The 890-nt window shown below is 54.2% G+C and carries 1 pseudogene; it reads left to right on the top strand.

Going from position 1 to position 890, the window contains the following annotated elements:
- Positions 1-890, top strand: a pseudogene (locus tag AWV70_RS21980) (sulfate adenylyltransferase); the annotation flags it as partial.

Below are 890 nucleotides of genomic sequence, written 5' to 3'. Positions count from 1 at the left end.
CATCCTCGCGCCACTCCGGGTGACGTATATTTTTGCCGGTCCACGGGAGACGGTGCTGCATGCATTGATCATGAAGAACTACGGGTGCACACATGCGCTCATCGGCCGGGATCATGCGGGAATCGGCGATTATTACGATAAGTATGCAAGCCATAGCATTTTTGACCAGTTCAAACCGGAGGAGCTCGGGATCGACGTACGGCTTTTCCATGAAGTGTTCTACTGCACACGTTGCGACAGCCCTGCGACAGAGCAGTCCTGCCCGCATGATAGTCAATACAGGATCAATATTTCCGGTACGGGCATCCGAGAAATGCTTCGACACGGCATCATGCCGCCGAAGGAAATCGTCCGTCCGGAATCTGCGCGGATCGCAATCCAAGGCGTGCAGCCGAAAGGGCTCGATGAATTTGAGAGCGCTATCTCGCCAGTTGGCAAGGTCATAAAAAGCATGTTCCCGTTCTATTTGGAACGGACGAGGCTTGGGGGACGGAAACGAAAATCGCCTTTGTCGGTGGACGACCTGACGAATGACGATTTGGAAGCGGTCAATTTGGACGTTCGTGCGAATGCTGACCGGATTTACCGGGAGGTTTTCGACGAATATACGAGCGTCGGCGACACGAACCGGGGCATGCAGCCGGAGTGGGTGATGGACGCGAGGGATTCATTGCAGACACAGCAGCAGATGGTCATCCAGGATCTGGAGGAAAAAGTGAAACAGGCGCCGGATGCCGCTTCGGATGAATTCATGTATCAGGATAAAGAAGAGGCGCTTCGGGAATTGGAAGTGGCGAAGAAGATCCTCGGCGATATTCCGAAAGTGCTCCGCGCAGCGGATTTCGACTATCGGACGTGGAATGTCCTGCCGGATAAACGCTATCGTGGCA

The organism is Sporosarcina koreensis (genome assembly GCF_001531445.1).
GTDB classification, from domain to species: Bacteria; Bacillota; Bacilli; order Bacillales_A; family Planococcaceae; genus Sporosarcina; species Sporosarcina koreensis_C.
Note: the sequence above shows the minus strand (reverse complement) of the source record. Positions and strands in the feature narration are given on the sequence as shown.